The sequence below is a fragment of the Sphingomonas desiccabilis genome, assembly GCF_004135605.1.
Classification (GTDB): domain Bacteria; phylum Pseudomonadota; class Alphaproteobacteria; order Sphingomonadales; family Sphingomonadaceae; genus Sphingomonas; species Sphingomonas desiccabilis.
Window position 1 is genome coordinate 150,948 of sequence record NZ_SDPT01000003.1, and the last position, 21,240, is coordinate 172,187.

General features: G+C 68.6%; 20 protein-coding genes. 12 read left to right on the plus strand and 8 right to left on the minus strand.

The features are described 5' to 3' along the window. Positions 1–2 precede the first annotated feature (2 nt). Positions 3–284 (minus strand): chorismate mutase, encoded by a 282-nt coding sequence (locus tag EO081_RS14350; RefSeq protein ID WP_129342821.1) that lies wholly within the window; start codon positions 282–284, stop codon positions 3–5. A gap of 107 nt (positions 285–391) precedes the next feature. On the opposite strand from EO081_RS14350, the gene EO081_RS14355 reads away from it, so the two are divergent. Beyond that, positions 392–1,414, plus strand: coding sequence for a polyprenyl synthetase family protein (locus EO081_RS14355; protein WP_129342823.1), 1,023 nt, complete (start codon positions 392–394; stop codon positions 1,412–1,414). Positions 1,415–1,748: 334 nt separating this feature from the next. Here EO081_RS14355 and EO081_RS14360 read toward each other — a convergent pair whose 3' ends face one another. Continuing rightward, positions 1,749–2,780: an NAD(P)H-dependent flavin oxidoreductase gene (locus tag EO081_RS14360; RefSeq protein ID WP_183947979.1), complete on the minus strand. Its 1,032-nt coding sequence runs from the start codon at positions 2,778–2,780 to the stop codon at positions 1,749–1,751. A gap of 47 nt (positions 2,781–2,827) precedes the next feature. Here EO081_RS14360 and EO081_RS14365 point away from each other — a divergent pair, with 47 nt between their 5' ends. Further along, on the plus strand, positions 2,828–3,247 hold the full coding sequence (locus EO081_RS14365; RefSeq protein WP_129342825.1) for a secondary thiamine-phosphate synthase enzyme YjbQ: 420 nt from the start codon (positions 2,828–2,830) through the stop codon (positions 3,245–3,247). Between the two features lie 10 nt (positions 3,248–3,257). Here the strand turns inward: EO081_RS14365 and EO081_RS14370 are convergent, their stop codons facing one another. Then, entirely contained in the window at positions 3,258–4,511 is a 1,254-nt protein-coding gene (locus EO081_RS14370) for an aspartate kinase (protein ID WP_129342827.1), read from the minus strand. A 61-nt stretch (positions 4,512–4,572) separates the two neighbouring features. Here EO081_RS14370 and ubiG point away from each other — a divergent pair, with 61 nt between their 5' ends. The 7 genes from ubiG to rpoZ all read left to right on the plus strand — a co-directional run bounded on the left by ubiG (position 4,573) and on the right by rpoZ (position 13,059). Further along, positions 4,573–5,325: a bifunctional 2-polyprenyl-6-hydroxyphenol methylase/3-demethylubiquinol 3-O-methyltransferase UbiG gene (gene ubiG / locus EO081_RS14375; RefSeq protein ID WP_240697730.1), complete on the plus strand. Its 753-nt coding sequence runs from the start codon at positions 4,573–4,575 to the stop codon at positions 5,323–5,325. 1 nt (position 5,326) lies between these two features. Further along, the gene (locus tag EO081_RS14380) at positions 5,327–5,740 is read left to right on the plus strand and encodes a DUF1810 domain-containing protein (RefSeq protein ID WP_129342831.1); all 414 of its coding nucleotides are present in this window, start codon (positions 5,327–5,329) and stop codon (positions 5,738–5,740) included. A gap of 361 nt (positions 5,741–6,101) precedes the next feature. Beyond that, a complete protein-coding gene (locus EO081_RS14385; protein WP_129342833.1) occupies positions 6,102–6,860 on the plus strand; it encodes an SDR family oxidoreductase in 759 nt (252 codons plus the stop codon). Next, a complete protein-coding gene (locus EO081_RS14390; protein ID WP_129342835.1) occupies positions 6,857–7,987 on the plus strand; it encodes a glycoside hydrolase family 130 protein in 1,131 nt (376 codons plus the stop codon). The genes EO081_RS14385 and EO081_RS14390 overlap by 4 nt, the downstream gene beginning before the upstream one ends. Before the next feature lie 110 nt (positions 7,988–8,097). Beyond that, the gene (locus tag EO081_RS14395) at positions 8,098–8,997 is read left to right on the plus strand and encodes an ABC transporter ATP-binding protein (protein ID WP_129342837.1); all 900 of its coding nucleotides are present in this window, start codon (positions 8,098–8,100) and stop codon (positions 8,995–8,997) included. A 14-nt stretch (positions 8,998–9,011) separates the two neighbouring features. Then, a complete protein-coding gene (locus EO081_RS14400; protein WP_129342839.1) occupies positions 9,012–12,596 on the plus strand; it encodes an ABC transporter permease/M1 family aminopeptidase in 3,585 nt (1,194 codons plus the stop codon). A gap of 118 nt (positions 12,597–12,714) precedes the next feature. After that, the gene (gene rpoZ / locus EO081_RS14405; protein ID WP_129342841.1) at positions 12,715–13,059 is read left to right on the plus strand and encodes a DNA-directed RNA polymerase subunit omega; all 345 of its coding nucleotides are present in this window, start codon (positions 12,715–12,717) and stop codon (positions 13,057–13,059) included. 375 nt (positions 13,060–13,434) lie between these two features. Here rpoZ and EO081_RS14410 read toward each other — a convergent pair whose 3' ends face one another. The 5 genes from EO081_RS14410 to EO081_RS14430 form a co-directional block, all read right to left on the minus strand. Then, positions 13,435–14,790, minus strand: coding sequence for an ammonium transporter (locus EO081_RS14410; protein WP_129342843.1), 1,356 nt, complete (start codon positions 14,788–14,790; stop codon positions 13,435–13,437). A gap of 14 nt (positions 14,791–14,804) precedes the next feature. Further along, on the minus strand, positions 14,805–15,143 hold the full coding sequence (locus tag EO081_RS14415) for a P-II family nitrogen regulator (protein ID WP_125960242.1): 339 nt from the start codon (positions 15,141–15,143) through the stop codon (positions 14,805–14,807). Positions 15,144–15,289: 146 nt separating this feature from the next. Continuing rightward, positions 15,290–15,493, minus strand: coding sequence for a putative signal transducing protein (locus EO081_RS14420; protein ID WP_129342845.1), 204 nt, complete (start codon positions 15,491–15,493; stop codon positions 15,290–15,292). Next, a complete protein-coding gene (tldD, locus tag EO081_RS14425) occupies positions 15,493–16,917 on the minus strand; it encodes a metalloprotease TldD (protein WP_129342847.1) in 1,425 nt (474 codons plus the stop codon). Before tldD ends, EO081_RS14420 begins: the two co-directional genes overlap by 1 nt. 19 nt (positions 16,918–16,936) lie before the next feature. Further along, positions 16,937–17,164: a zinc-finger domain-containing protein gene (locus EO081_RS14430; RefSeq protein ID WP_129342848.1), complete on the minus strand. Its 228-nt coding sequence runs from the start codon at positions 17,162–17,164 to the stop codon at positions 16,937–16,939. A gap of 115 nt (positions 17,165–17,279) precedes the next feature. Between EO081_RS14430 and EO081_RS14435 the strand changes: the two genes are divergently transcribed. From EO081_RS14435 to EO081_RS14445, 3 genes are all read left to right on the plus strand, one after another. Then, entirely contained in the window at positions 17,280–18,200 is a 921-nt protein-coding gene (locus tag EO081_RS14435) for an ABC transporter ATP-binding protein (RefSeq protein WP_129342850.1), read from the plus strand. Continuing rightward, on the plus strand, positions 18,197–19,789 hold the full coding sequence (nadB, locus tag EO081_RS14440) for an L-aspartate oxidase (RefSeq protein WP_129342853.1): 1,593 nt from the start codon (positions 18,197–18,199) through the stop codon (positions 19,787–19,789). Before EO081_RS14435 ends, nadB begins: the two co-directional genes overlap by 4 nt. Positions 19,790–20,021: 232 nt before the next feature. Beyond that, a complete protein-coding gene (locus EO081_RS14445) occupies positions 20,022–21,065 on the plus strand; it encodes a serine hydrolase (RefSeq protein ID WP_129343318.1) in 1,044 nt (347 codons plus the stop codon). Positions 21,066–21,240 lie beyond the last annotated feature (175 nt).

Here is a 21,240-nt window from a genome sequence, read left to right on the forward strand (position 1 = left end):
GTTCAGCTCGCCTGGAACTGGGTGTGGTGGCGGATCACTTCCTCGATGATGAAGCGCAGGAACTTCTCGGAGAACTCCGGGTCCAGGTCGGCGTCGCGGGCGAGCGCGCGCAGCCGGGCGATCTGGCGTTCCTCGCGGCCGGGATCGGCGGGGGGAAGGTCCTTCTCCGCCTTGTAGCGGCCGACCGCCTGGGTGACCTTGAAGCGCTCGGCCAGCATGAACACTAGGGCGGCGTCGATGTTGTCGATGCTCTGCCGATAGCGGGCCAGCGTGTCGTCGGTCATCGATTCCCTCCCTTGGTGCGCGCGGCTGCGCTTTTCGCGTCGCTTTCCGGGTTGCGCAAGCCCGCCGGCCTTGCGTTCGCCCCGCGTTGCAGCCACATCGGCGTGGCATGAGTGCCACCGTACACCGCCTCACCCCGACCGGTCGCGTGAAGGACCCGTCGCTCGATCCGATGATGACGCTCGTCGCGGAGGACATGGCGGCCGTCAACGCGGTGATCGTCGATCGCATGCAGTCCCGGATCCCGCTGATCCCGGAACTGGCCGGCCACCTGATCTCGGGCGGCGGCAAGCGGCTGCGGCCGATGCTGACGCTCGCGAGCGGGCAGCTGCTGGGGTACCACGGCACGCGCCACCATCTGCTGGCGGCGGCGGTCGAGTTCATCCACACCGCCACGCTGCTCCACGACGACGTGGTCGACGGTTCGGACCTGCGTCGCGGCAAGCGCACCGCCAACATCATCTGGGGCAATCCGGCGAGCGTGCTGGTCGGCGACTTCCTGTTCAGCCGCTCGTTCGAGCTGATGGTGGAGGCCGACAGCCTGGCCGCGCTCAAGATCCTGTCGAACGCCTCGGCCGTGATCGCGGAAGGCGAGGTCAACCAGCTGACCGCGGTGCGTCGGGTCGACCTCCACGAAGATCGCTACCTCGACATCATCGGCGCCAAGACCGCCGCGCTGTTCGCCGCCGCCTGCCGCATCGCCGCGGTGGTCGCCGACCGGCCGCAGGCGGAGGAGCTGGCGCTCGATGCCTATGGGCGGAACCTCGGCATTGCGTTCCAGCTGGTGGACGATGCGATCGACTATGTCTCGGACGCGTCGACCATGGGCAAGGATGCGGGCGACGACTTCCGCGAGGGCAAGATGACGCTGCCGGTGATCCTCGCCTATGCGCGCGGGGATGAGGCGGCGCGCGGCTTCTGGCGCGACGCGGTGTCGGGCCGGCGCGCGACCGACGCAGACTTCGCGCATGCGGTGGAGCTGGTGCGCAGCAGCCGCGCGGTCGAGGACACCATGGCGCGGGCGCGGCATTACGGGCAGCGCGCGATCGAGTCGCTTAGCGGCTTCGCGGATGGCGCGGCCAAGGACGCGATGGTCGAGGCGGTCGAGTTCGCGGTCGCGCGAGCCTATTGAGCGGTGCCCCGGCGAAGGCCGGGGGCGTTGCACGACCGCTTCCGTATCCCTGCGCAGGCCGGGATCCAGGGCCAAGCAGAACAACGGCGCATTGCTCCCGGAGCCTTGGACTCCAGCCTTCGCAGGAGCACGTGGCGGGACGGTCGCGCGTAACGCTGCCGCCTTCCCACCTGGACCTCGGCCTGCGCCGGGGTACGAGAGGGTTTCGCAACCATCCCGCTACCCCCGTCATGCTGACGAACGTCAGCATCCATTCGCGCTACGCTCGCGACTCCAGGCGGAGCGGCAATGGACCCTGACGTTCGTCAGGATGACGAATCGCGGGCGGCGGCCCTTACGCCGCGCGCTTGTCGAGGGCGGCGGCGGCTTCTTCCATCAGCGTGGCGAGGATCACAGCGACCGGTTCCTCGGTCTTGACCATGCCGACCGACTGGCCGGCCATGACGCTACCGTGCTCGACGTCGCCGTCGACCACCGCACGGCGGAGCGCGCCGGCCCAGTAATGCTCGATCTGCAGCTGCGCCTCGGCCATCGCGAGCACACCCTCGTCGAGCGACTGGGCGACTTCGCGCTGCTTGGCGGTGAACAGCTCCGACCCGGCGTTCTTGAGCGCGCGCACCGGGATCACCGGCAGGCGCGGGTCGATCTGGACGCTGGCGACCGCGTCGCGCGCGGAGGCGCGGAAGAACGCCTTCTTGAAATTGGGGTGCGCGATCGACTCGGTCGCACACGCAAAGCGCGTGCCGAGCTGGACGCCGGCGGCGCCCATGTCGAGATAGCCGGCAATCGCCTCGCCCCGGCCGATGCCGCCGGCGACGAACACGGGCAGCGCCTCGGCGATCTCGGGCAGCATTTCCTGCGCGAGCACGCTGGTGGAGACCGGGCCGATGTGGCCGCCGGCCTCCATCCCCTCGATCACCAAGGCGTCGACGCCGGAACGGATCAGCTTCTTGGCGAGCGCGAGGGCGGGCGCGAAGCAGATCACCTTGGCACCCGACGCCTTGATCGCGTCGAGGCTGCCGGCCGGGGGCAGGCCGCCCGCGAGCACGACATGGCCGACCTGATGCCGGGCGCAGACCGCGATCAGATCCATCAGCTGCGGGTGCATGGTGATGAGGTTGACGCCGAACGGCTTAGCCGTCAGCGCCTTGGTCGCGGCGATCTCGGCATCGAGCAGCTCGGGCGTCATCGCGCCGCACGCGATCACGCCGAAGCCGCCGGCGTTGGAGATGGCGGCGACGAGATTGCGCTCGGACACCCAGGACATGGCGCCGCACAGGATCGCGGTTTCGGTGCCGAGGAAGGCAGCGCCGCGGGCCATGCGGCGGGCAAGGCGCTCGGCGCCGACGGAAGAAGTGGTGGTCATGGCGCGCCCCTAGCGTAGCGGATGGCGTTGAGCAAAGGAGACAAGCGATGCGGCAGGCGATCGGCGAGCTGGAGGTACCCACGCGGGGGCAGGGGCTGGTGGAGGTGACGCGCAGCGTTTGCGACTGGGTGACCCAACACGCGATCACGACTGGGCTGCTGACGTTGTTCTGCCGCCACACCTCGGCGTCGTTGCTGGTGCAGGAGAATGCGGCGCCGGAGGTACGCGACGACCTGGTCGCCTATTTCGCTCGGATCGCGCCCGAGGATCGCCATGCCTATGCCCATGACGACGAGGGGCCGGACGACATGCCCGCGCATCTGCGCACGGCGCTGACCGGCGTGCAGCTGTCGATCCCGGTCGCGAACGGCCGACCGGTGCTCGGCACCTGGCAGGGGATCTATCTGTTCGAGCACCGCCGCGCGCCGCATCGGCGGCGAATCGCGCTGCACCTGCTGGGGGAGTAACGCCGCCCGATCAGGCGGCGGTGTCCTCCGCGTCCAGGCCATAGGCGGTGTGGAGCACGCGCACCGCCAACTCGGTATAGTCTTCCTCGATCAGCACGCTGACCTTGATCTCCGAGGTGGTGATCGCCTGCACGTTGATGCCGCGGTCGCCCAGCGTCTTGAACATGGTCGACGCCACGCCCGCATGGCTGCGCATGCCGACGCCAACCACCGAGATCTTGGCGACGCGGGTGTCGTGGACCAGCCGGTCGTAGCCGATGGTCGCCTTTTCGCGATCCAGCACGTCGAGCACACGCGGCAGCTCGGCCTGGTTGATCGTGAAGGTGACGTCGGTCGAGCCGGTCGAGTGCGCGACGTTCTGCACGATCATGTCGACGTTGACGCCGGTGTCGGCGAGCGGGCCGAAGATCGCTGCGACCGCACCCGGGCGATCCGGCACCTCGGTCAGGGTGATCTTGGCTTCGTTCTTGTCGTGCGCGATGCCGGTAATGAGCTGGCGTTCCATGTCGTCCACTTCCTCTTCGCCCACGATCATCGTGCCCGGTTCCGCCGCCGCATCCGCATCGGCAAACGACGAGAGCACCTGGACGCGGACCCCTTCCTTCATCGCGAGCCCGACCGAGCGCGTCTGCAGCACCTTGGCGCCGACGCTGGCGAGCTCCAGCATTTCCTCATACGTCACGCGCTTGAGCTTGCGTGCCCGGGGCACGATGCGCGGGTCGGTGGTGTAGACGCCGTCGACGTCGGTGTAGATGTCGCAGCGATCCGCCTTCATCGCCGCTGCGACCGCAACCGCCGACGTGTCCGATCCGCCGCGGCCGAGCGTCGTCACGCGGCCATTGTCCGCCAGCCCCTGGAAGCCCGGGATCACCGCGACCTCGCCGCCGGCCGTGGCGGCGAGCAGCGCCTGGGTGTCGATCTCGCCAATGCGGGCGGAGGCATGGGTGTCCGAGGTGTGGATCGGCAGCTGCCAGCCGAGCCAGCTGCGCGCGGGTACGCCGATCGCCTGGAGCGCGATCGCCAGCAGCCCGCTCGTCACCTGCTCGCCCGAGGCGACCACCACGTCATATTCGCGCGGATCGTAGAGCGAGGAGGCTTCGCGGCAGAAGTTCACCAAGCGGTCGGTCTCGCCGGCCATCGCCGAGACGACCACGGCGACCTGGTTGCCGGCTTCCCACTCGCGTTTCACGCGCTGGGCGACGCTGCGGATGCGCTCGATCCCGGCCATGGAGGTGCCGCCGAACTTCATCACGATGCGTGCCATGTACCGAGCGCCTCACCCCCTTGGGAACGTCGGGTTGCGCTGATAGGGAGGCGTCATGGTTATGGCAAGCGACGCGGCGCCCGGAGCGCGGGCACCGAACGGCAGCGTGGTGGCGGCGGAGGCCACGCATTTCGGCAAGCTCGCGGCCGACTGGTGGAACCCACACGGCTCCTCGGCGATGCTGCACCGGCTCAACCCCGCGCGGCTCGGCTTCCTGCGGCAGGCGATCGACGCGCATTGGAACGGCGAGAGCCAAGGCTTCACGCCGCTCGCCGGCAAGACCGCGCTCGACGTCGGCTGCGGCGCCGGGCTGCTCGCCGAGCCGCTCGCAAGGCTGGGCGCGGCGGTGACCGGCGTCGATGCCGCGCCCGAGAACATCGGCGCGGCAAGGACGCACGCCGAGGCGCAGGGGCTGGCGATCGAGTACATCGCGGGCGGCGTCGAGGCGGTGGCGGGGCGGCAGTTCGACCTGGTCACCTCGCTGGAGGTGATCGAGCATGTCGCCGATCCCGCCGGCTTTGTCGCCGGGCTGGCGGCGGCGCTGGCGCCGGGCGGGCTGATGGTGGTGTCGACGCCCAACCGCACGCCCCTGTCGCGGCTGGCGATGATCACGCTGGCGGAAGGCGTGGGCGCGATCCCGCGCGGGACGCACGACTGGGACAAGTTCCTGACGCCGGACGAGCTGACCGCGCTGCTGAAGGCGCAGGGGCTGACGGTCGGCGAGGTGCGTGGGCTGTCGTTTTCGCCCACGCGCGGCTTCACGATCTCCGACGACACGCGGCTCGACTATCTGGTGACGGCCTGGCGGGCCTGACATGGCGGCGCTCGACCGCTTCGTCGAGGCGCAGGCGGGCGTGTGGGCGCAGGCGCTCGCCGAGCTGAAGGCAGGGCGCAAGACCGGCCACTGGATGTGGTTCGTGTTCCCGCAGATCGCGGGACTCGGCCGCAGCGGGACCGCGCGCTTCTATGCGATCGCCGATGCGGACGAGGCGCGGGCGTATCTGGCGCACCCGCTGCTGGGCGCGCGCCTGCGCGAGACGGCGGAGGCGCTGCTCGCGCATCGCGGGCGGTCGGCCGAGGCGATGCTGGGCGGGATCGACGCCATCAAGCTGCGTTCCTCCATGACGCTGTTCGAGGCGGTGGCGCCGGGGGAGCCGGTGTTCGCGGCGGTGCTGGACGCGTTTTACGGCGGGAAGTGCGATCCGGAGACGCTGCGGCGGTTGAGCTGATCGACTCGATCTCAACCCAACCGTTCGTGCTGAGGTGGGGCTGAGCTTATCGAAGCCCCGTATCAAAGCACGCGTCCTTCGATACGCCTTTTCGACTTCGCTCAATGGCTACTCAGAACAAAGGGGGTAGGAGTTCACAGGCCTGCTGCTCCCACCCCGTTTGTCTTGAATAGGGGTGTGTCGAGAACCACCGCAACCCTTCTCTCGACACGCCATCTCGACAGGCTCGATGGCTGCTCGAGACGAACGGGGTTGGACCGAAGCCGACGAAGAGAGGACAGTGCCGGGGTGCGGTCCTGGCGCCCAGCGGAACTTCGACGCACGCGAGCTCTTGTTCCGGGATAACCGCCAGGAGCCCCGCATGACCGACATTCGAGACGCCCATACCGAGGTCCTATCGCTTGCCGGCAGGCGGGTGGCGATAACCGGCGGCACGACCGGCATCGGCCGCGCGATCGCGGTGCTGCTCGCTTCCGAAGGCGCGCGGGTGTTCGTGTGCGGGCATGACTCGGACCATCTCGCCGACGCGCTCGCCCGCATTCGGGAGGTGGGCGACGGCGATGGCGCGGTGCTCGACCTGGCGGAGCCGGACCATGCCCGCGGCTTCCTGGAGATCGCCCGTGAGCGGCTGGGCGGGTTGGACGTGGTGGTGCTGAACGCCGCCGTCGCCGCGTCCGGCATTTCGGAGACGGACGAGGCGGAGCTGCGCCACGCGATCGCGCTCAACTTCACCGCCTATCTGCTGGGCTCGCACGCCGCGGCCGATCTGCTGGAAGGCGAGGGCGACCTGGTGCTGGTCGGATCGATGAGCGCGCATGTGCTCGGCCCGGGTTCGACCATCTACGCCGGGATCAAGGCGGGCATCGCCGGCTTTTCCGAGGCGCTGCGGCGGGAACTGGGTCCCAAGGGAATCCGGGTCGGGCTGGTGGAGCCGGGCAAGACCGGCTCCGACATGCAACTGCCGGACGTGCCGGTCGAAAAGCAGCGCGAGCAGATCCACGAGGAGACCATGCTGCGCGCCGAGGACATCGCGGTGGGCGTTCACTACATGCTGACGCAGCCGCGTCGCACCGTGGTGCAGCAGGTGGTAATCACGCCGCGCGCGCAGGCAGCCGAATGAACTTCGACGTCGACCGGCTGGTCTTCACCCCCGACGACGTGGACCTGTCGCGGTCGCCGCTCGCGGGGCATCTCGACGCCGAAACCTATGTGCTGGGTGCATTCAATCCCGGCCTGACCCGGCTGCCGGGCGGCAACCTGCTGATGATGGTGCGGGTGGCGGAGGCGCTGCGCAAGCCGATCCGCGACGGCAAGGTTCACGCGATCCGCTGGGAAGGCGAGGAGGGGAGCGCCGGGCGCTATGTGCTCGACGGCTGGCCGCTCGAGCACGCCGACACCGCCGATCCGCGCAAGTTCCTGCTTCAGGGCAACAAGTGGCGCGTGATGGCGCTGACCTCGCTGTCGTGGCTGTTGCCGGTCGAGCTATCGCCGGACGGCCTGGAGGTGGTCGCCGTGCACTATGATCGCGCGGTGGCGCCCCAGGGCAGCTGGCAATGCTATGGGGTGGAGGATGCGCGGATCAGCCGCATCGACGACCACTACTGGATGACCACCTGCTCGGTGAGCCCGGAGCGGCATTCGACCATGCTCTACAGCTCTGAAAACGGGCTCGACTGGCGGTTCGAGGACATGGTGCTCGATCACCAGAACAAGGACATGCTGATCTTCGAGGGCAAGGTCGACGGACGCTACTGGGCGCAGACCCGGCCGCTGGGCGACCTGTATTTCGCCTATCCCCCCGACAGCGAATGGCGCGCGGGGCCGTCGATCAACCTGGCGACCTCGCCCGACCTCTTGCACTGGAAGCCGTGCCGCAAGCCCGGCATCCGCCCGCACGCCGCGACCGTCGCCACCGCGCGCATGGGCGGCGGCACCCCGCCGATCCGCACGCCCCGCGGCTGGCTGAGCCTGTGGCACGGCGTCGAGCCGCACGAGATCGTCGGCATCTATCGCACCTACTGGACGATCCTCGACGCGGAGGATCCGTCGCGGACGGTCGCCACTCAGCACCCGCCGCTGCTGGAGGCGAGCCCGGCGCTCACCCGGCCGCTGGAGGACAAGATGTACGTGCGGGACGTGGTGTTCACCACCGGCATTGCCGAGCATGGCGGCGTCTATGTGGTGGCGTCGGGCGAGGCGGATCTGGCGTGCCGGATCACGCACATCCCGAAGTCGGTGTTCGCGTGAGTGCTCTTGGCGGAGGTCCGCTCCAGATCGATCCAGTCGGCCTCAAAAAACTGCTTTAGTGCAATAGGACACCGCGCTAGCATCCGCATTCCTGGGGTGGGAGGAATGGGATGCTGGAGCTTCGGAACGTCAGCCATGTCTATGGCAACGGGACGCGCGCGCTGGACGATGTGACGCTGTCGGTGCCGACGGGGATGTTCGGGCTGCTGGGGCCGAATGGTGCTGGCAAGTCGACGCTGATGCGCACGGTCGCCACGCTGCAGACGCCGACCAGCGGCAGCATCACCTTCGGCGACATCGACGTCATCGCCGAGCCGGAGCGGCTGCGCGAGACGCTCGGCTATCTGCCGCAGGACTTCGGCGTCTATCCGCGCGTGTCGGCCTACGACATGCTCGACCATATGGCGGTGCTGAAGGGCATCGCCTCGGCCGCGGACCGCAAGGCGACGGTCGAGACGTTGCTTAACCAGGTCAATCTCTGGAACGTCCGAAAGAAGGCGATCGCCGGCTTTTCGGGCGGCATGCGCCAGCGTTTCGGCATCGCCCAGGCCCTGATCGGCAACCCGCGGCTGATCATCGTCGACGAGCCCACCGCCGGGCTCGATCCGGAGGAGCGCAACCGCTTCCTCAACCTGCTCGCTGAGATCGGCGAGAATGTCGTCGTGATCCTGTCCACCCATATCGTCGAGGACGTGGCGGATCTCTGCCCGCGCATGGCGGTGCTGGCCGGCGGCAAGATCCGGTTGGAGGGTGCGCCGCTGGAGCTGATCGAACAGGCGCGCGGCACCGTCTGGGCCAAGGCGATCGCGCGTGACGAACTGACGGACGTGCGGGAGCGGTACGAACTGATCTCCACCCGCCTGTTCGCCGGGCGGACCATCGTCCACATCCTGTCCGAGGTCGATCCCGGCAACGGCTTCGAGCCGGTGCGCGGCGGATTGGAGGACGTGTATTTCGCGACCCTCGCGCGCACTCGCCGTCCTGTCGACACCGCCGCACTCGCGGCCTGAGGGGAGACGCGCCCATGTTCCGCAAGATCGCGGCGTTCGAGCTCCGCTACCAGTTCGGCAGCCCGGTGTTCTGGGTGGTCGCGGCCCTGTTCTTCCTGCTGACCTTCGGGTCGGTCGCGAGCGAGCACATCCAGATCGGCGCGGGCGGCAACGTCCACGCCAACAGCCCCTTCGCCATCGTCCAGGTCCACGCGATCTTTTCGCTGTTCTTCATGTTCGTGACGACCGCGTTCGTGGCGAACGTGGTGGTGCGCGACGATGAATCGGGCTTTGGTCCGATGGTGCGCACGACGCGGGTGACGCGCTTCCAGTATCTGCTGGGGCGCTTCACCGGCGCCTTCCTGGCCGCGGCGGTGGCGTTCCTGGCGATTCCGCTCGCGATCTGGGTCGGATCGCTGATGCCCTGGATCGATCCGGAGCGGCTGGGACCGACCATGCCCGCTGCCTTTGCCTGGGCGTATTTCGTCGTAGCGCTGCCGAACCTGTTCCTAACGGCGGCGATCTTCTTTGCGGTGGCGACGGTCACGCGATCGATGATGGGCAGCTATGTCGGCGTCATCGTCTTTCTGGTGCTCTATGCCGTGATGAGCACCATGATCGGGCGGCAGCCCGAGTGGCGGCATGTCGCGGGCTATGTCGAGCCGTTCGGCGTCGCTGCGATCAGCAACGCGACCCGCTATTTCACCGCGGCCGAGCGCAACGCGATCCTGCCGCCGCTGGACGGTGCGCTGCTTGCGAACCGGCTGATCTGGATCGGCGTCGCGCTTGCCGCACTTGCCTTCGCCGTGTGGCGGTTCCGCTTTGCCGAGCGCGGCATCTCCAGGCGCCGCTTGCGCAAGCAGGCTCGGCGCGAAGCGAAGCTGGGCCAGACCGCCCCGCGGCTGGTCGACCGGCTGCCCGCGCCCCAGCCGGACGGGGCGGCCTGGTCGCGCCTGCTTACCCGGTGCCGGTTCGAGATGGCGCAGGTGTTCCGCAGCCCCGCCTTTGCGGTGTTGCTGGTGGTCGGCCTGTTCAACACGGTCGGCGCGCTGATCTTTGCCGGCGAAATCTATGGCACGCCGGCGCGGCCGCTCACCTTTGCGCTGATCGAGACGCTGACCGGCGGCTTCGGGCTGATCCCGATCATCATCGCCATCTATTATGCGGGCGAGCTGGTCTGGCGCGACCGCGACCGCAAGATCCACGAGATCATCGACGCGACCCCGCTGCCCAACTGGGCCTATATGGTGCCCAAGGCGCTGGCGGTGACGGGCGTGCTGTTCACCACGCTGTTGGTGGCCGCCGTCGCCGCGATCCTGGTGCAGCTGATCCGCGGCGGCGGCGAGGTGTCGCTCGGCGAATATTGGCGCTGGTACCTGCTGCCGCAGACGGTCGACATGGTGCTGCTGGCGATCCTGTCGGTGTTCGTCCAGGCGCTCAGCCCCAACAAATACGTCGGCTGGGCGATCATGGTCGTCTACATCGTGGCGACGCTGACGCTGAGCAACCTGGGGTACGAGCATCCGCTCTACCTCTATGGCGGCGGACCGACGCCGCAGCTGTCCGACATGAACGGCGCCCAGGTCGGCGGGGCCGCCGCCTGGTGGGTTCGCCTCTACTGGGGTGCGGCGGCGGTGATCCTGGCGACGCTCGCCCATCTGCTGTGGCGGCGCGGGACCGAGACCCGGCTGCTGCCGCGGTTGCGGCGGGTGCCTGCGCGCCTGCGCGGCGTGCCGGGAGTCATCATCGGCGTCGCGCTGGTGGCGTTCGTGGGGATCGGCGCCTTCATCTTCTACAACACCAACGTCCTCAACGAATACCGCACCCGCGATGCCAACGAGCAGCGGATGGCCGACTATGAAAAGAAGTACCTGCGCTACGAGAACGTGGTGCAGCCTTCGCTCACCGCCGTTCGGCTGGCGATCGACCTGCATCCGTCCGAGCGGCGGATGGCGGTGGACGGGCTGTATCGCTTCGTGAACGCCAGCGGCCGGCCGATCGAGACGCTGCACGTGCGCCTGCCGGATGCGGACACCAGGCTCGCCTCCGTCACCGTCCCCGGCGCCAGGCTGGTGGCCGACGACGCGGCGTTCCAGTACCGGCTCTATCGCTTCGACCGGCCGCTGGCGCCGGGCGCCACGGGCACGCTGCAATTCCGCACGGAGCGCACGCAGCGCGGCTTCCGGGCCAGCGGCGAGGATACGCGGCTGGTGGCCAATGGCAGCTTCCTCAACAACTTCGAGTTTGCGCCGCAGCTGGGTATGAGCCGCGAGGGGCTGCTGACCGATCGGGTCACCCGCCGCCGCTATGGCCTGCCGTCGGAGCTGCGCATGGCGAAGCTGGAGGACGTGTCCGCCCGCCAGCGCAACTATCTGGCCAATGTCGACTGGGTGAATTCGGACATCACCGTCACCACCGACGCACCCCAGGTTCCGATCGCGCCCGGCCGGCGCGTGTCAGACACGACGCAGGGCGGACGGCGCACCGCGCACTTCGTGTCGACCGCGCCGATCCTGGCGTTCTTCTCGGTCCAGTCGGCCGATTATGCGGTGCGGCGCGACCGGTTCGGCCCGGTGCAGCTGGAGGTCTACTACCAGCCGAACCACGGCTTCAACGTCGACCGGATGCTCCAGGCGATGAAGCTGTCGCTCGGCTACTACGACAGGGCGTTCGGGCCCTATCAGTTCGACTATGCGCGCATCATCGAGTTCCCGGGCTATGACAGCTTCGCCCAGGCATTCGCGGGCACCGTGCCCTATTCGGAGAAGATCGGCTTCATCGCCGACACCCGCGATCCGGACGAGATCGACTATGTGACCTATGTCACCGCCCATGAGCTGGGCCACCAATATTGGGCGCACCAGCTGATCAGCGCGGACCAGCAGGGCGGCACCGTGCTGGTGGAGACCATGGCGCAATATTCGGCGCTGATGGTGATGAAGCACCTGTACGGCGAGGATAAGATCCGCCGCTTCCTGAAGTACGAGCTCGACAACTACCTGCGCTCGCGCGGCGGCGAGGCGATCGAGGAACTGCCGCTCGATCGGGTCGAGAACCAGGGGTACATCCACTATCGCAAGGGCGCGGTGGTGCTGTACCTGCTGCAGGACCGGCTTGGCGAGGAGCGGGTGAACGCGATGCTGCGCGGGCTGCTCGCGCGGCACCGGTTCGAGGGTGCGCCCTATGCCAATTCGATGGAGCTGGTCGACGGCTTCCGCGGGCTGGCACGCAATGCCGGCGAGCGGCAGCTGGTGGACGACCTGTTCGATCGCATCACCCTCTATGATCTGAAGGCGAAGGCGGCGAAGACCCGCAAGCTGTCCGACGGCCGCTACGAGACGGTGCTGACGATCGAGGGCGGCAAGGCCTATGCCGATGGCCGGGGCAAGGAGACCCAGGCGGCGCTGGACGACCAGGTCGACGTGGGGCTGTTCACCGCGCGGCCGGGGCTGGGATCGTTCGATCGCGCCGACGTGCTGGTGATGGAGCGGCGACCGATCCGCAGCGGCACGCAGGCGCTGCGGCTGGTGACGGCAAAGCGGCCGGCGTTCGCCGGGGTCGATCCGTACAACAAGTATATCGACCGCAACAGCGACGACAATGTGGTGCAGGTGGACTAGGGACGGGTCCGTCGGGGGAGCGGTCTCCCGGCGGAGCGCCTGAAAAAATTGACAATTGCGCGGGTTTGGGATAGGCGCCACGCCTTTCCTGCTCCGTGCATTATTTGAGGAAGCGACCATGGCGCGCGTCACCGTCGAGGATTGCGTCGACAAGATCCCCAACCGGTTCGACCTGGTGCTGATGGCAGCCCAGCGTGCGCGCCAGATTTCCGGCGGTGCCGAGCTGACGCTCGATCGCGACCGTGACAAGAACCCGGTGGTCGCGCTGCGCGAGATCGCCGAGGAGACGGTTCGTCCCGATCACCTCAAGGAAGCGGTCATCACCAGCATGCAGAAGGTGCAGATCGACGACGAGGAAGCGCCGGACGAGCTGGGCTCGCTGTCGGCATCGGCCGAGGCGCTGCGCCTGACCGCGGCCGCGCCGCCGCGCAACCAGAACGTCGGCGGCGACTACGAGGGCTGATCCCTCCTGACGCCGAAGGCCTGAAGAAGGGCGGCTCCGCTGGAGCCGCCCTTTCTTTTTGCGTGGGGTCGGGGGCATCGTACCTCGGTTCCTGCGGCACGTGCTCCTGCGCCGGCAGGAGCCCAGAGCCACGGAGGGCAGCGCTTGCGACTCTGGCCTCCTGCCTGCGCAGGAGCACGCGCTCTCTTGCGCACCATCGGCTGCGAACGCCCGAATCCATTCCAGCGCGTGCTGGCTCCTGGCCGAAGATGGTCGCCCGGGGAGTTCGCGACCCCTTCCACCGCGCGCAAAAAAAGGCCGGTACGTTTCCGTACCGGCCCGAGGTCGTCCGCAGGAGGAACGTCGGGGGCGGCGGGCCCGTGCCCGCCGCCGATCTCAGTAGTTGTAGGCGCGCTCCCCGTGCTCGCCGAGGTCGAGACCCTCGATCTCGACTTCGGGGCTGACGCGGCCGCCGGTCACCGCCTTGGCGATGAAGAAGGCGATGGTGGTGCCGATCGCGGCCCAGGCGATGGTGACGACCACCGCGAGCAGCTGCACGCCGAGCTTGGCGCCCATGTCGTAGTCGGCAGCGCCCGGGCCGCCGAGCGAGGGCGCGTAGACGATGGCGGTGCCGATCGCCCCGACCATGCCGCCGACGCCGTGGATGCCAAAGGCGTCCAGCGAGTCGTCGTAGCCGAGCTTCGGCTTGAGGACGGTCACCGCAAAGTAGCAGACGATCGAGGCGACGGCGCCCAGCACGATGGCGCCGAACGGCCCGGAATTGCCCGCCGCCGGCGTCACGGCGACCAGCCCGGCGATGATGCCCGAGCAGAAGCCCAGCGCCGATCCCTTGTGCCCCGAGAAGCGCTCCGCCAGCATCCAGAACAGCCCGGCCGAGGCGGTGGCGACAAAGGTGTTGATCATCGCCAGCGCCGCCGAGCCATTGGCCTCCAGCGCCGAGCCGGCGTTGAAGCCGAACCAGCCGACCCAGAGGAGGCCGGTGCCGACCATCGTCAGCGTCAGGCTGTGCGGGGCCATGCGCTCGGTCGGATAGCCGATGCGCTTACCGATCAGCATCGCCAGCACCAGCGCCGAGACGCCGGCGTTGATGTGCACCACGGTGCCGCCCGCGAAGTCCAGCGCGCCCATGTCGAAGAACCAGCCGCCGGTCGCCCACACCATGTGCGCGATCGGGAAGTAGACGATGGTGAGCCACACCAGCGCGAACAGCATGACGGCGGAGAACTTGATCCGCTCGACCACCGATCCCAGCACCAGCGCGATGGTGATCGCGGCAAAGGTCATCTGGAAGCAGATGAACACATATTCGGGGATCTCGACCCCGGCAGTGAAGGTCGCCGCCTGCGACGCGGGCGTGACCCCGGCCAGGAACGCCTTGCCGAAGCCCGCGATGAACTTGCTCGGCAGCGCGCTCTCCGGCCCGAAGGCGAGGCTGTAGCCGTAGATCACCCAGATCAGCATGGCGAGACAGGCGACGGCGCCGATCTGCGTCATCACCGACAGCATGTTCTTGGCGCGGGCGAGGCCGCCGTAGAACAGTGCCAGGCCTGGCAGGATCATCGCCAGCACCAGCACGGTCGAGATCATCATCCAGGCGGTGTCGCCCTTGTCGACGGTCGCGGCAGGCGCGGCGGCTGCAGGTGCCTGCAGGGCCGCGTCCTGCGCCCAGGCGGGCAGCGCGGCGAAGAAAGTCGTGCCCGCGGCGATCGCGAGGCCGGTCGGAAGCTTCATGATGTCCCCCTTCATCACAGCGCGGTTTCGTCGGTCTCGCCGGTGCGGATGCGGACCGCCTGGCCGACGTCGAGTACGAAGATCTTGCCGTCGCCGATCGCGCCGGTGTTGGCCGAGGCCTGGACCGCCTCCACCACCCGCGGCGCGACGTCGGACGCGCACACGATCTCGATCTTGATCTTGGGCACCATGTTGGTGCTGTACTCGGCGCCCCGGTAGATTTCGGTCTGGCCCTTCTGGCGGCCGAAGCCCTTGACCTCGGTGACGGTCATGCCCGCCACCCCGACTTCGGTCAGCGCCTCCCGCACGTCATCGAGCTTGAACGGCTTGATGATGGCGATGACGAGTTTCATATCGCGCCCCCTCGCTATGGTCCCAGGGGGTTCCTGAGCAAAGGTCGTGCCAAATGGACGCAAGGCGTTCCGTCGAGCGGCGGCGGGTGCCGCTGCTCGTTACGCCAGCGATAGGATCGATGCAGCTTTAGGCAGCTGCCTAAAAATCAGGCAGGGCGTTCGACGATCGCGCGGGCGGCGGCGAGATCCTCGTCGTCGACCATGACGCGGGTGGGGATCAGCAGCCAGCTGCCGTCGGCGATGCTCGCCTCGCCATCGAAGGCGACGGCGGGGATGCCTTCGCTCTCCAGCCGCCCGACCAGGATCTGCGCCTCGATCCGGGCGAAGCGGCCGAGTTCGACAAGAGCCATCAGGCGGCGGTGCCGCCGACCGTCAGCCCCTCGACCAGCAGGGTCGGCTGGCCGACGCCGGCGGGGACGCTCTGGCCGCCCTTGCCGCACATGCCGACGCCCTCGTCGAGCGCGAAATCGTTGCCGATGCCGGTCACCTTGGTGAGCACGGTCGGGCCGTCGCCGATCAGCGTGGCGCCCTTGATCGGCGCGCCGAGCCTGCCGTCCTCGATCCGGTATGCCTCGGTGCAGGAAAAGACGAACTTGCCCGAGACGATGTCGACCTGACCGCCGCCGAACGACTTGGCGAAGATGCCCTTCTTCACCCGCGACAGCAGCTCGGCCGGATCGTCGCGCCCGCCGCGCATGAAGGTGTTGGTCATGCGGGGCATGGGGGCGTGGGCGAAGCTCTCGCGCCGGCCGTTGCCGGTCGGGGCGACGCCCATCAGCCGCGCGTTCAGGCGATCGTGGATATAGCCCTTGAGGATGCCGTCTTCGATCAGGATGTTCTCCTGGGTGGGCGTACCCTCGTCGTCGATCGACAGCGAGCCGCGGCGGCTGGCGATCGAGCCGTCGTCGACCACGGTGACGCCGGGTGCCGCGACGCGCTCGCCGATCCGGCCCGAAAAGGCGCTGGTGCCCTTGCGGTTGAAGTCGCCTTCCAGCCCGTGGCCGATCGCCTCGTGCAGCAGCACGCCGGGCCAGCCCGGCCCGAGCAGCACCGTCATCTCGCCGGCCGGTGCGTCGACCGCGTCCAGGTTGACCAGGGCTTGTGCGAGCGCGGTGTCGATCGCGCGGTTCCACGTCTCGGGTAGGAACAGGTCGTCGTAGAGGTAGCGGCCGCCGATGCCGAAGCTGCCGGTCTCGCGACGGCCGTTCTGCTCGACCACTAGCGAGACGTTGAGGCGTACCAGCGGACGCACGTCGGTGGCGACGAAGCCGTCCGGGCGGACGATTTCGACCACGCTCCACGAGCCGCTGAGGCTCACGCTCGCCTGCACGACCCGCGGGTCGCGGGCGCGGGCGGCGGCGTCGATCGTCTGGCAGAGATTCACCTTGTCGGCGAAGGGCACCAGATCGAGCGGGTCGGCGGCGGTGTAGAGATGGCGGTTGTTGCCGCGCGGCGGCGGCGCCTTGGCGCCCTTGGCAGGGTCGATCAGTGCCATGGTCTCGCCCGCGCGCAGGATCGCGGCTTCGCTGATCTCATTGGCGTGGGCGAAGGCGGTGGTCTCGCCCGACACCCCCCGCAGGCCGAAGCCGGAGGCGGTGTCGTAGCTCGCCGTCTTCAATCGCCCGTCATCGAAGCCGAACGCCTCCGAGCGGCGATACTGCAGGTAGAGCTCTCCGTCATCGGCCTGCGCCAGCGTGCGCGCGGCCAGGCGGGAGGCAGCGGCGGGGTCGAAGCCGTCGCGGTAGAGGAAGGCACGGGGATCGGAGGCGGTCATGTCCTCCGATATAGGGACGTCAGATGCTGGCGCCAGACGGGATGTCGCGCAACGTCGACTGGTCGACGCCGTCCGCGGGGCCACCGACCAGCACGAAGCGGCGGTCGCAATAGCCGCAGTCGACATAGCCGTGCTCGTCGATCTGCAGCCACACGCGCGGGTGGCCGAGCGCGGGGGCGATCTCCCCGGCACCGTCGCAAGCGACGCGGGGGGTGGTGACGCGGAGGACTTCAGACGGCGGAATCATGGAAGAGGCGATAGCAAGGCGCCCGGCGCTCGACAATGCTGGAGCGTGGCCGATCGCAGCGTTTCGCAACGGCGGGGATTGGCGATTCGTGCCGCGGGGCCTATCCGCTTGCGCCATGACCCAGGCCGCGATCAGCATCCGAGAGCTTTGCAAAACCTATGCGGGCGGCAAGCGCGCGCTGGACGGCGTCACCTTCGACGTGCCGCGCGGGGAGATCTTCGGGCTGCTCGGCCCCAATGGCGCGGGCAAGTCGACGCTGATCAACACGCTGGCCGGGCTGGTGCGCAAGACCAGCGGCACGGCCGAGATCTGGGGTTTCGACATCGACCGGCACCCGCGCAACGCCAAGGCATCGATCGGGATCGTGAACCAGGAGATCACCTTCGATCCCTTCTTCACGCCGTCCGAAACGCTGGAAAACCAGGCGGGCCTGTACGGCGTCCCGAAGGCGCAGCGGCGGACGATGGAGCTGCTGCGCGCGGTGCATCTGGAGGACAAGGCCGACGCCTATGCCCGCAGCCTTTCGGGCGGCATGAAGCGGCGGCTGATGGTCGCCAAGGCGATGGTGCACTCGCCGCCCGTGCTGGTGCTCGACGAACCGACCGCGGGCGTCGACATCGAGCTTCGCCAGCAGTTGTGGGCGTATGTCCGGCAGCTCAACGACGCCGGGGTGACGGTGGTGCTGACCACCCATTATCTGGAAGAGGCCGAGGAGCTGTGCGATCGCATCGCGATCATCAACCACGGCCGCCTCATCGCCAACGAGCCGACCCGCGCGCTTGTCGGCATGGCGCAGGAGAAGCTGGTCGAGGTGACCGTCGACCGCGACATCGGGACGCCGCCGGAGGCGAGCTGCTTCAGCAAGGTCGAGCGCAAGAGCGAGCGGGTGCTGGCGATCACCTATCGCAAGGACGTGGCGAACGCCGGCGAGGTGCTCGCGGCGGTGACGCGCGACGGCTATGGCATCGTCGACGTCTCCACCAAGGAGGCCGATCTGGAGGACGTGTTCCTCAACCTGACGCGCGCCCAGGGGTGAGCGCGCCCCGCCAAAGCGACGTCCTGATCGTCGGCTCGGGGGCGGCCGGGCTGACCGCGGCGCTCAACCTGGCGCAGCGCTTCACCGTGACGGTGCTCGCCAAGGGGCGCCTGGACGAGGGCTCGACCGCCTGGGCGCAGGGCGGGATCGCCGCGGTGCTGGAGCCCGGCGACACGTTCGAGAACCACATCGAGGACACGATGGTGGCGGGCGCGGGGCTCAACGACCGCGCCACGGTGGAGTTTGTCGTCGAGAACGCACCGGCGGCGATCGAGCGGCTGGCCGAACTCGGCGTGCCGTTCAACGACGGCGACGGCGACGAGCGCTGGCACCTGACGCGCGAGGGCGGTCATTCGCACCGCCGCATCGTCCATGTCGACGATGCGACCGGCCGTGCGGTGCAGGAGGCGCTGATCGCCGCCGCCCAGGCGCATCCCAACATCACTTTGGTGCCCGACATGGTCGCCGTCGACCTGGCCACCAGCCGGCATGAGCTGCGCTATTCGGGCGCGGGACGGGTGTGGGGCGCCTATGCGCTCGATCGCAATACCGGGCGGGTGGCGCTGTTCACCGCCCGTGCGACGATCCTGGCGACCGGGGGGGCGGGGCGGACCTATCTGTTCTCCACCGCGCCCGGCGGGGCGACGGGCGACGGCATCGCCATGGCGTGGCGCGCGGGGTGCCGCGTCTCCAACATGGAGATGATGCAGTTCCACCCGACCTGCCTCTACAATCTGGAGGTCAAGAACTTCCTGATTACGGAAGCCGTGCGCGGCGAGGGCGGGCGGCTGCTCAACCCGCGCACCGGCCACCGCTTCATGCCCGAGATCGATCCGCGCGCCGAGCTCGCCCCGCGCGACGTGGTGGCGCGCGCGATCGATGCGGAGATCAAGCGCTTCGGCCTCGACTACGTCCATCTCGACATCAGCCACATGCCGGCCGACTTCGTGCGCGGGCATTTCCCCAACATCCACGACAAGCTGCTGGGGCTTGGCATCGACATGACGCAGGCGCCGATCCCGGTGGTGCCGGCGCAGCATTATACCTGCGGCGGGATCGTCGTGGACCTGGACGGGCGCACCGACCTGCCCGGGCTGTATGCGGCGGGGGAATGCACCGAGAGCGGGCTGCACGGCGCCAATCGCCTGGCGTCGAACTCGCTGCTCGAATGCTTCGTGTTCGGCGAGGCTGCGGCCCGGCACATCGCCGCCCATTGGGACGAGCTGGCGCCGCCGCCGCCGATCCGCGCGTGGGACGAGAGCCGCGTCGCGGATTCGGACGAGGAAGTCGTCATCAAGCAGAACTGGACCGAGATCCGCCGGTTCATGTGGAACTACGTCGGCATCGTGCGGACCACCAAGCGGCTGGAGCGCGCGCAGCACCGCATCGCGATGCTGACCGAGGAAGTGAACGACTATTACGGCCACTTTCGGGTGACGCCGGACCTGGTCGAGCTCAGGAACCTGCTCCAGTCGGCCGAGCTGATCGTGCGCTGCGCGCTCCATCGCAAGGAAAGCCGCGGGCTGCACTATACGCTCGACTATCCCGCGACGCTGCCCGAGGCGGTCGACACGGTGCTGGTGCCCTGAACCCCGGCGCTGCCGAAGCCCTTGGAATCCGGCGCCCTTTCGCAAATATTCACCATTCATCGCTACTGCGGGGTCGTTCGCCGCAAGGCTTCCGCGGCAGCGCTTGCGACCCCAGGCGTTGTGACAGCATGGTATGCGGGTGCGAGGGGCCCAGAAAAACGTGACGTCCGGACAGCAGTTCACCGCTACGCAACGGGCCCTGATCCTGCTGGGATCGGCGCCCTTCGTGCTGATGGGCTGCGCCGTCCATGAAGTGCGCCAGCAGCCGGTGTCGCTGCTGCCGCCGCCGGGCTCCGCCACCTCCAGCTACCGGGTCGCAGTGCCGGTCCCGCCGCCGCCGCCGCCGCTTCCGCAGGCACCGGCCGACCTGACGCGGGCGATCACGACGCTGCTCGCCAATTTCAACGGCACCGCCGCCGCCGCCGTCACCAGCATCGACCAGGGTTGGACCGTCGCCTACAACGGCAACCGGCCGATGCCGCAGCAGAGCGTGAGCAAGCTGTGGGTCGCAATGACCGCGCTCGACCTGCTCGACCAGGGCAAGCTGACGCTGGAGGATCCGGTGGTCGTCCGGCGCGAGGACCTGACCCTGTTCCACCAGCCGATCGCTTCGCTGGTCAAGGGCGACGGCTACCAGACCACCGTCCGCGAGCTGATGCGCCGCGCACTCACCATGAGCGACAACACCGCCAACGACCGGCTGCTGACCTATGTCGGCGGGCCGGATGCGGTGCGCGCGTTTCTGACTCGCAGGGGCATCCAGAACATTCGCTTCGGTCCGGGCGAGCGGCTGCTGCAGAGCAAGACCGCCGGGGTCACCTGGCGGCAGGAATATTCGCTCGGCGGCGGCTTCAACCAGGCGCGAAGCGCCCTGCCGCAGAGCGTCCGCCTCGCCGCCTTCAACGCCTATGTCGCCAATCCGCCCGACGGTGCCGGCGCGACCGCGATCGCCGAGGCGCTGATGCGGCTGAAGCAGGGCAAGCTGCTGTCGCCCGGCTCCACGCGCCACATGCTGGATACGATGGCGGCGTCGCGGACCGGGCGCGCACGGCTGCACGCGGCACTGCCCCCCGGCTGGACGCTGGCGCACAAGACCGGCACCGGCCAGGACCTGATGTCGCGCAACGCCGGCTTCAACGACGTCGGCATCCTGACGGCCCCCGACGGGCGCAGCTATGCGGTGGCGGTGCTCATCGGCGACACGACGGCGCCGATGCGCCAGCGGCAGGAACTGATCCAGCAGGTCGTCCACGCGCTGGTGGCGAACCGGAGGTAGGGGGGCTTCCTTCGCGCCGGCTCTTTTCACCTCGCCGTCATGCTGACGAAGGTCAGCATCCATATACGCTACGCTCGCGCTTCCTGCTGTAGCGGCAATGGATCCTGACTTTCGTCAGGACGACGGACGGAAGAGGTGACGGCAGGCGCGACAGGGCGCCGAGTGGGAAGCGAGC

What these genes read in the sequence shown, in the direction of transcription:
- EO081_RS14350 (WP_129342821.1), bottom strand. Translation starts at nt 284, where the DNA reads ATGACCGACGACACGCTGGCCCGCTATCGGCAGAGCATCGACAACATC.
- EO081_RS14355 (WP_129342823.1), top strand. Translation starts at nt 392, where the DNA reads ATGAGTGCCACCGTACACCGCCTCACCCCGACCGGTCGCGTGAAGGAC.
- EO081_RS14360 (WP_183947979.1), bottom strand. Translation starts at nt 2,780, where the DNA reads ATGACCACCACTTCTTCCGTCGGCGCCGAGCGCCTTGCCCGCCGCATG.
- EO081_RS14365 (WP_129342825.1), top strand. Translation starts at nt 2,828, where the DNA reads ATGCGGCAGGCGATCGGCGAGCTGGAGGTACCCACGCGGGGGCAGGGG.
- EO081_RS14370 (WP_129342827.1), bottom strand. Translation starts at nt 4,511, where the DNA reads ATGGCACGCATCGTGATGAAGTTCGGCGGCACCTCCATGGCCGGGATC.
- ubiG (WP_240697730.1), top strand. Translation starts at nt 4,573, where the DNA reads ATGGCAAGCGACGCGGCGCCCGGAGCGCGGGCACCGAACGGCAGCGTG.
- EO081_RS14380 (WP_129342831.1), top strand. Translation starts at nt 5,327, where the DNA reads ATGGCGGCGCTCGACCGCTTCGTCGAGGCGCAGGCGGGCGTGTGGGCG.
- EO081_RS14385 (WP_129342833.1), top strand. Translation starts at nt 6,102, where the DNA reads ATGACCGACATTCGAGACGCCCATACCGAGGTCCTATCGCTTGCCGGC.
- EO081_RS14390 (WP_129342835.1), top strand. Translation starts at nt 6,857, where the DNA reads ATGAACTTCGACGTCGACCGGCTGGTCTTCACCCCCGACGACGTGGAC.
- EO081_RS14395 (WP_129342837.1), top strand. Translation starts at nt 8,098, where the DNA reads ATGCTGGAGCTTCGGAACGTCAGCCATGTCTATGGCAACGGGACGCGC.
- EO081_RS14400 (WP_129342839.1), top strand. Translation starts at nt 9,012, where the DNA reads ATGTTCCGCAAGATCGCGGCGTTCGAGCTCCGCTACCAGTTCGGCAGC.
- rpoZ (WP_129342841.1), top strand. Translation starts at nt 12,715, where the DNA reads ATGGCGCGCGTCACCGTCGAGGATTGCGTCGACAAGATCCCCAACCGG.
- EO081_RS14410 (WP_129342843.1), bottom strand. Translation starts at nt 14,790, where the DNA reads ATGAAGCTTCCGACCGGCCTCGCGATCGCCGCGGGCACGACTTTCTTC.
- EO081_RS14415 (WP_125960242.1), bottom strand. Translation starts at nt 15,143, where the DNA reads ATGAAACTCGTCATCGCCATCATCAAGCCGTTCAAGCTCGATGACGTG.
- EO081_RS14420 (WP_129342845.1), bottom strand. Translation starts at nt 15,493, where the DNA reads ATGGCTCTTGTCGAACTCGGCCGCTTCGCCCGGATCGAGGCGCAGATC.
- tldD (WP_129342847.1), bottom strand. Translation starts at nt 16,917, where the DNA reads ATGACCGCCTCCGATCCCCGTGCCTTCCTCTACCGCGACGGCTTCGAC.
- EO081_RS14430 (WP_129342848.1), bottom strand. Translation starts at nt 17,164, where the DNA reads ATGATTCCGCCGTCTGAAGTCCTCCGCGTCACCACCCCCCGCGTCGCT.
- EO081_RS14435 (WP_129342850.1), top strand. Translation starts at nt 17,280, where the DNA reads ATGACCCAGGCCGCGATCAGCATCCGAGAGCTTTGCAAAACCTATGCG.
- EO081_RS14445 (WP_129343318.1), top strand. Translation starts at nt 20,022, where the DNA reads ATGGGCTGCGCCGTCCATGAAGTGCGCCAGCAGCCGGTGTCGCTGCTG.